Genomic DNA, 7,431 nt, shown 5'->3' with positions numbered 1-7,431 from the left:
TTTAAAATAGGATACCCAAATGTTCAAGTAATATCTTCAGACCGATACAAATAAGGATGATACCGCCGGCAAGCTCGGCTTTTTTTTCATATTTGCGCCCAAACTGGTGACCGATACCAACACCGGCAAAGGATATAACGAATGTGATGATACCGATGATTGAAACCGCCGGAAGAATGTTGACTTTTAAGAATGCAAAGGTAATGCCGACAGCCAGAGCGTCAATACTCGTTGCAACGGCGAGCATAAATAATTCGCCGATGTCCAGTTGGTCCTGAGGGCTTTCGTCTTCATCTTCGTCTTCACCCAGTGCCTCCCGAATCATGTTGACTCCGATAAAAGCGAGCAGAAGAAAAGCGATCCAGTGGTCAATACTTGTTATGTAGCTTTCAAACTGTTTGCCTAAAAACCAGCCGATCAGCGGCATGATGGCCTGAAAACCACCGAAAAACAGGGCAATGATGCCAGCCTGCCTGTAGTTCATCTTTCGCATATTCAAGCCTTTGCATATGGATACGGCAAAGGCGTCCATTGCCAGTCCGATGGCGATCAAGATCAATTCCAATAATCCCATAAAATTGTCTCCTTTGGTATGTTATACTGTGATGCATCTTATTTTGGAAGACTTAATGATGTTTTCTTGGCGATCACAGCAAGTCTTCCGTCTTCCTGGCTATATTCGCATGTTGACAGGGTGATGAGCTTATCGCCAAAGGAAACGGTTTCTCCTGTGTCATAGAGGGCCAGTTGATAAATATTGGACATATATTCATTCAGGTCATCTTCATCGCCGAAAGTGTATTGGCCGTAGTAGCGGAATCCCTGTTCATATTCACCGAGGGCTCTGGCGAGGATAACGGCAACGACCGTGTAGGTGCCGGTTTCATTCAGTGTATCAAAATAAATGGTTTTGTGAGATTCATAGAAATCTTTATCTTTATAGTTCATCAATTGCTGGAACATACTGCCGTCATTCATATGGTGTCCGTAAATAATCAGGTTATCGCTGATCGGATCTAAGGAACAGTTGCCATCGATAAACGGTACACCGCTGGCATCCCATTCTTTATTAAAGTTTGAATGAAGGTAGGTATCATTGTCACCTGCTATATACATGACGGGGTAATCAATTGAAGTATCCGGAATCTGGATCCATCCGGCAAAGTCCGGATTCTCTTCATGAAGTCGGCTGTACCGAAGGAGAATTTCCGGGTTTGTATCATCACCGGTTTCGGTTGTTTTTGTTTCTTCGACAAGAAGAGATTTTACTTCATCCATATTTTTGGCGGAAATATGTCGTTCCCAGTAGTATTTCGCCAGATAACCGCCGCTGCCTAAAAAGCATATGAGAGCGACTATAAAGATGAATATTTGCATTTTTTTCAAGACATAACCTCCTTTTTTGAAAATTATACCACAAATGGGCTAGTCAGTTAAAAAAAATATGATAAAATAAAAATATAATTTTATGGGAGGAAAAGAAAAATGAACATTTTAGTAATCAATTGTGGAAGTTCTTCATTAAAGTTCCAGTTAATCGAATCCAATACAGAAGCAGTACTCGGTAAAGGTCTCTGCGAACGTATCGGTATCGACGGCAGCAGAATCGTATATACACCAGCAGGAAAAGACAAAATTACAATCGAATCTCCAATGCCAACACATACAGAAGCTATCAAATTAGTTCTTGACTGTCTTACAGACGCTGAGAACGGTGTTATCGCATCTCTTGCAGAGATCAACGCTGTAGGTCATCGTGTTGTACACGGCGGTGAAAAATTTGCATCTTCTGTACTTGTTAATGACGAAGTTATTGCAGCTATCGAAGAATGTGCAGATCTTGCACCATTACACAACCCTGCAAACTTAATCGGTATCCGTGTATGTATGGAATTAATGCCGGGTGTACCTGAAGTAGCCGTATTTGATACAGCTTTCCATCAGACAATGCCTGAAAAAGCATTCCTCTATGGTCTTCCATATGAAGCATACACAGAAGACAAGATCCGTCGTTACGGTTTCCACGGAACATCCCACAGCTACGTTTCCAAACGTGTGGCATCCTTCCTTGGAAAAGATCTTGCAGATTTAAAAACAATCGTTTGCCATCTTGGTAACGGATCCAGTATTGCAGCTGTTAATGGCGGTAAATGTGTAGATACAAGTATGGGTCTTACACCTCTTGCAGGTCTTATGATGGGAACACGTTGTGGTGACATCGACCCATCCATTCTTGAGTTCTATGCAGGAAAACATGGCTGGGATATCCATGAAGTAACAGATGTTCTTAACAAAAAATCCGGTGTTCTCGGTGTCAGTGGCGTAAGCAGTGATTTCCGTGATGTTGAAGAAGCAGCAGATGCAGGTAACGTACGTTGCCAGTATGCTCTTGAAGCATTCAAATATCAGGTAGCTAAGATCATCGGAAGCTATGTAGCAGCTATGAACGGTGTAGACGCTATCGTATTTACAGCCGGTGTTGGTGAAAACAGTGCAACAACACGTCAGGGTGTTTGTGATTACCTTGGATACCTTGGAATTACAATTGACGCTGAAGCTAATGGAAAACGCGGCGAAGAAATCGTTATTTCTACAGCAGATTCCAAAGTTAAAGTACTTGTTATCCCAACAAACGAAGAATTAATGATTGCAAGAGATACACTTGCACTTGCAACAAAATAAGATCAGAGAATAGACTATAATAAGAACATTTAAGGAGTCGTTGTTTGAATGAACATAAGACTTCGATGGCTTATTACAGGACTTCTGCTGATACTCCCGATTGGGGGCACATATATTTATCAAAGATACAGACCCTTGGAAGAGTGGGAACATTCTTCCGAGGGTCTTACTGTTTATATGAAAGAACAGGGGATAGGAAGAGTTGTCGGTTTTGATGTCTATGCGGAAGGGGTACTCTCCGCCGTTCTGGAGCCGGATGCCCGGGAGGAAACAATGAAAGCCATGGCTGTCGTATTGAGAACTTATGTTGCGTACATGTCTCAAAATGGTTTACTGGTGGACAGCACAAGTCTTGGACAGCCGTGGCTGTCTGAGGGGGAGCGGCTGGCGAAAGGTGTGGATGTTCATAAAATACGGAAGGCTTTGTCCGACACGCGGGGATGCACCATTCATTATAATGAAAAGGTCATATTGCCTTTATATTTTCAGATGTCGAACGGGACGACAAGAAATTTTGCGGATGTGTGGGGAAGCGATGTGGCTTATCTGAAAAGTGTGGAGAGCAGTTGGGATAAAGGTGCTTCGGCTTATATGAAAAAAATATATGTGAGTCGGAGAAAAATAATCCGATGCCTGTCTGAGGTGGATGGTATAGAGATATCCTGGGGACAACTGACCGAAAATATGGTGCAGATTGTGGAAAAAGATCCTGCCGGTTATATTAAAGAGATTCAGATTGGCGGTCAGACCTATTCGGGGGAAGATTTTCGATGCCGACTCGGTCTGCCTTCGGCCTGTTTTGATTATGAAGTGAAAAAAGAGGGCATCCTTTTTACCTGTTATGGATGCGGTCACGGTGTTGGCCTGAGTATTTATGGTGCAAATGCGATGGCAGAGGAAGGCAGGGACTGGAAGGAAATTATTTTATGGTATTTTCCGGGAACGAATGTATAAACTTTTTACATTTGGCCAGACTATAGCTACGAGGTGATAACAGGTGAAAGAGAATTTAAAAAATTATTGGAAACGGAATGGATTTTATATGGTGCTGACAGCGGCACTGGTTCTTGTTCTTGGTATTTCGGGCATTGCAGGATACAGATCCGGCATGAAGGATCGGATGGATGCCCAAAATGCAGCAGAATTTTATCAGGCACAAAATGATGTTCCGGAAGTATCCGAGGAGGAAAAGGAAGCTGTTGAGCAGGCGGTAGCCGAATCTGTGGCGGAGGCGAATGCACAGGCAGCTGAAACATTCGGAGAAGAGACGAAAATGGTCTGGCCTGTCAAAGGAGACATTTTAAAAGAATACTCAATGGATAAAACTATTTATTTTGAGACACTGGATCAGTATAAATGTAATCCGGCACTGCTCATTAAGGCGGATGTCAATCAGGAAGTTACTGCGGCTTTTAGCGGCACAGTGGAATCTGTACAGGAAGACAGCGTTAACGGCATGGTGGTTACGGTTGATATGGGAAACGGATATAAGGCTTTTTACGGACAGATGAAGGATCTCGAAGTGGAAGAGGGCGGACCTGTCGTTAAAGGTCAGGCCATCGGAAATGTGGCACAGCCGACAAAATATTTTTCAGAGGAAGGCAGTCATCTCTATTTTGGTATGACAAAGGACGGTGAACCTGTTGATCCGATGAATTATCTTGAAAAATAAAGGATTCTTTTTGTAACCTTTTCATTTGGATCACATAAGATAATATGGAGCAGGCGATGAATCATCGGTGATACATATTGGAAAATATGCAGCCGATTTTTCACTGTGAATGTGTATGACCGGCAGGAACCGGTATTGGAAAAGTACCTTTCTTCATCGGCTGCTTTATATAGCGGGCATTGTCATCATGAGGCAATGCCCTTTTTCATGGTTGAAATTAGGTTTTTAATTCGTTATAATAGATTCTATCATCCATAAAATGGAAAGAAGATTGGTGGAAAAATGAATTATACATATATACTCAGATGCAGTGACGGAACTTTTTATACCGGATGGACAAATCATCTGGATGAAAGAGTCCGGGCGCATAATGAGGGCCGGGGAGCGAAATATACCCGCGGTCGGGGACCTGTGGAGCTGGTTTATTATGAATGTCTGGAGACAAAGGAAGAAGCATTGCGCAGAGAGTATGCAATCAAGCAGATGAGCCGTATGGAAAAGATACGGCTCATCGAACAACAAAGGGGAGAAAAGTGATGAGCAGCCGGAGCAAAGTAAAAACATCGGTTCTTATTCGGGCGGGCATTGTGCTGATATCCGTTATACTGCAGATTATGACCATATTTGTACTTTCGGGTATTTTGGAAGAGTATGCTTCCTGGGTGTATCTGTTGATCGAGGTCGTCAGTATTGCGGTAGTTTTTGTACTGGTTAATGATTCTTCTTCTTTTAATTCTTTCTGGATCGTCATTATTCTTGTCATGCCTGTATTTGGCTATTGTCTCTATTTTATGTGGGGGCGCAAGCACAAGAATTGGGCTTTTTATAAAAAATACAAACAGATTTCGGATAAAGGAAGAAGTTATAAGAGGCAGGATCCGGAGATATTGTCTGAATTGACCGAGATGCATCCGAATAAAGTCCAGGTGAGTCGTTATCTTGTGAATGAAGGCTTTCCCCTGTATAAGAATACATCTGTCCGGTATTATGAGGTGGGGGAGAAGCATTTTGAAGCCTTATTCGAGGATCTGGAGAAAGCAAAAAAATTTATATTTATGGAATATTTTATTGTTTCGGACGGTCAGATCTGGGAGCGACTGAAGGAAGTTCTGGCACGTAAAGCGGAGGAACATGTGGAAGTTCGCCTTCTTCTGGACGATTTTGGTGTCTTGTTCATGGATGGGGATAAGATTCGTCATGATCTGGCGAAGCTTGGAATCCGGGTAAGTATTTTTGCGCCGGTGGTGAAGGATGTCTCTTATTTGACCTTTAATTACCGGAACCATCAGAAGATCACCATTATCGACGGTAATGTGGGATACACGGGCGGAGTGAATCTGGCAGACGAATATGCGAATATTATCGAACGTTTCGGTCACTGGAAGGACACAGCTATACGTCTGGAAGGTGATGGTGTGTGGGGATTGACGGAGATATTTCTTGAGATGTGGGAACTTTCCAAAGACAAGGAATTTCTGGACTATGACCGTTATCGGCCGACAATTTCTGTAGATGCTCCGGGTTATGTCCAGCCGGTGGCTGATGGACCTGCAAACAATCCGGACAATCCGATTGAAGAGATGTATACCCATCTGATTACAAAAGCCAGAGATTACATTTATTTTACAACGCCCTATCTTGTTCTGGATAATCGTATGGTGGATGATCTTTGCCGTGCGGCCAGAAGCGGTGTGGATGTGCGGATCATTACACCACGCCATTATGATAAATGGTATGTCTATATGGTGAATATATCCAACTATGGGCGGTTGATGGAGAATGGTATTCGCATTTATGAGTATGTTCCCGGATTTATTCATGCCAAGAATATTATTTCGGATGATGAGTGTGGTGTGTGCGGTACCATCAACATGGATTACCGGAGTTTCTATCTGCATTATGAATGTGGTGTGCTTATGACGGAAGTCCCGGCGGTCATGGAGATGAAGGAAGATTTTCTGAATACAATGCGGGTGAGTGAGAGAGTGAGTCTGGATGAATGGCGCAGACGTCCCCTCTGGCAGAAATGCATTCAGTCGATTTTGAGAATCTTTTCACCGTTGTTATAAAAATAGTATATTAAAAACAGGAGTTGAGTACAAAATGAAAAAAGTAGTGACAATTGCTGGTTCGGATTCCAGCGGCGGTGCAGGTATTCAGGCGGACATAAAGACGATGATGGCCCATGGCGTTTATGCGATGAGTGCGATCACAGCGCTGACAGCTCAGAACACAACAGGTGTGTATGATGTGCTGGAAGCCACACCTGAATTTGTGGGAGAGCAGATCGATTGTATTTTTAATGATATACGGCCGGATGCTGTTAAGATCGGCATGGTTTCCAATATTGGCATTATCGAAAAGATTGCAGAAAAGTTAAAAGAACATAAGGCGGAGAATATTGTTGTGGATCCGGTCATGGTATCTACCAGCGGATGTGCGCTTATGAGCCCGGATGCACAGGATACACTTGTATCAAAACTTTTGCCGATGGCAGATATCATTACTCCGAATATTCCGGAGGCGGAATGTCTTTGCGGATTTAAAATTGAATCCACCGAAGATATGGTACGGGCTGCCGAAGTGATCGGCAAGAATTTAAAGGGCGGTGTCCTCATTAAGGGTGGTCATTTGACGGAGACCGCAGATGACCTTCTTTATGATCAGGGGGAACTGATCTGGTATAAGGGTGAACGGGTGAATAATCCGAATACACATGGTACAGGCTGTACCCTCTCATCCGCAATTGCCAGCAATCTGGCGCTGGGTTATGATATGCGCACAAGTGTAAAGAATGCGAAAGATTATATTACAGGGGCACTTAAAGACGGAATGGATCTTGGAAAAGGCAGCGGTCCGTTGAATCATGCCTATAAGATAACAAAATAGCGATGGCATAAGGTCCGGTCATACCGGATCGGAAAAACAGAAAGATCCCATAGAAATCTTAGATTTCTATGGGATCTTTTGTGTTTTACAGCTTTGATAAATAATCGGTTCCCTTTCGTTTTTTGCTGAGGGAAGCGGTTTGGATTTCATCTTGTAGACGGCTAATGTCTTGCATGGAGTGCCGACAA

Annotated in this window: 8 protein-coding genes; 6 read left to right on the top strand and 2 right to left on the bottom strand. The window is 43.1% G+C overall.

Features of this window, described 5'->3' with window-relative positions:
- Window position 1: 1 nt before the first annotated feature.
- Window positions 2-574: a manganese efflux pump MntP gene (locus QZZ35_RS07855; protein WP_291236898.1), complete on the bottom strand. Its 573-nt coding sequence runs from the start codon at window positions 572-574 to the stop codon at window positions 2-4.
- Between the two features lie 38 nt (window positions 575-612).
- Window positions 613-1,377 carry a class B sortase gene (srtB, locus tag QZZ35_RS07850; RefSeq protein ID WP_291236899.1) on the bottom strand — a complete coding sequence of 255 codons (765 nt, stop codon included), beginning with the start codon at window positions 1,375-1,377 and terminating at the stop codon, window positions 613-615.
- A 108-nt stretch (window positions 1,378-1,485) separates the two neighbouring features.
- Between srtB and QZZ35_RS07845 the strand changes: the two genes are divergently transcribed.
- The 6 genes from QZZ35_RS07845 to thiD all read left to right on the top strand — a co-directional run bounded on the left by QZZ35_RS07845 (window position 1,486) and on the right by thiD (window position 7,243).
- Window positions 1,486-2,682, top strand: a complete 1,197-nt coding sequence (locus QZZ35_RS07845) for an acetate/propionate family kinase (RefSeq protein ID WP_291236897.1) — start codon at window positions 1,486-1,488, stop codon at window positions 2,680-2,682.
- Between the two features lie 48 nt (window positions 2,683-2,730).
- Complete coding sequence (locus QZZ35_RS07840) at window positions 2,731-3,636, top strand: SpoIID/LytB domain-containing protein (protein ID WP_291236896.1); 906 nt, start codon at window positions 2,731-2,733, stop codon at window positions 3,634-3,636.
- 43 nt (window positions 3,637-3,679) lie between these two features.
- Window positions 3,680-4,354 carry a M23 family metallopeptidase gene (locus tag QZZ35_RS07835; protein ID WP_291236895.1) on the top strand — a complete coding sequence of 225 codons (675 nt, stop codon included), beginning with the start codon at window positions 3,680-3,682 and terminating at the stop codon, window positions 4,352-4,354.
- A 282-nt stretch (window positions 4,355-4,636) separates the two neighbouring features.
- The gene (locus QZZ35_RS07830; protein WP_291236894.1) at window positions 4,637-4,891 is read left to right on the top strand and encodes a GIY-YIG nuclease family protein; all 255 of its coding nucleotides are present in this window, start codon (window positions 4,637-4,639) and stop codon (window positions 4,889-4,891) included.
- A complete protein-coding gene (gene cls, locus QZZ35_RS07825; protein WP_291236893.1) occupies window positions 4,891-6,423 on the top strand; it encodes a cardiolipin synthase in 1,533 nt (510 codons plus the stop codon). Before QZZ35_RS07830 ends, cls begins: the two co-directional genes overlap by 1 nt.
- A 34-nt stretch (window positions 6,424-6,457) precedes the next feature.
- Complete coding sequence (gene thiD, locus QZZ35_RS07820; protein WP_291234990.1) at window positions 6,458-7,243, top strand: bifunctional hydroxymethylpyrimidine kinase/phosphomethylpyrimidine kinase; 786 nt, start codon at window positions 6,458-6,460, stop codon at window positions 7,241-7,243.
- Window positions 7,244-7,431: the final 188 nt, after the last annotated feature.

It is taken from the genome of Frisingicoccus sp. (assembly GCA_016298055.1).
GTDB lineage: Bacteria > Bacillota > Clostridia > Lachnospirales > Lachnospiraceae > Frisingicoccus.
Note: the sequence above shows the minus strand (reverse complement) of the source record. Positions and strands in the feature narration are given on the sequence as shown.

Excerpts from the sequence above, each read along its gene's own strand:
- QZZ35_RS07840 (WP_291236896.1), top strand. The coding sequence starts at position 2,731 with ATGAACATAAGACTTCGATGGCTTATTACAGGACTTCTGCTGATACTC.
- QZZ35_RS07845 (WP_291236897.1), top strand. The coding sequence starts at position 1,486 with ATGAACATTTTAGTAATCAATTGTGGAAGTTCTTCATTAAAGTTCCAG.
- QZZ35_RS07855 (WP_291236898.1), bottom strand. The coding sequence starts at position 574 with ATGGGATTATTGGAATTGATCTTGATCGCCATCGGACTGGCAATGGAC.
- thiD (WP_291234990.1), top strand. The coding sequence starts at position 6,458 with ATGAAAAAAGTAGTGACAATTGCTGGTTCGGATTCCAGCGGCGGTGCA.
- cls (WP_291236893.1), top strand. The coding sequence starts at position 4,891 with ATGAGCAGCCGGAGCAAAGTAAAAACATCGGTTCTTATTCGGGCGGGC.
- QZZ35_RS07830 (WP_291236894.1), top strand. The coding sequence starts at position 4,637 with ATGAATTATACATATATACTCAGATGCAGTGACGGAACTTTTTATACC.
- srtB (WP_291236899.1), bottom strand. The coding sequence starts at position 1,377 with ATGCAAATATTCATCTTTATAGTCGCTCTCATATGCTTTTTAGGCAGC.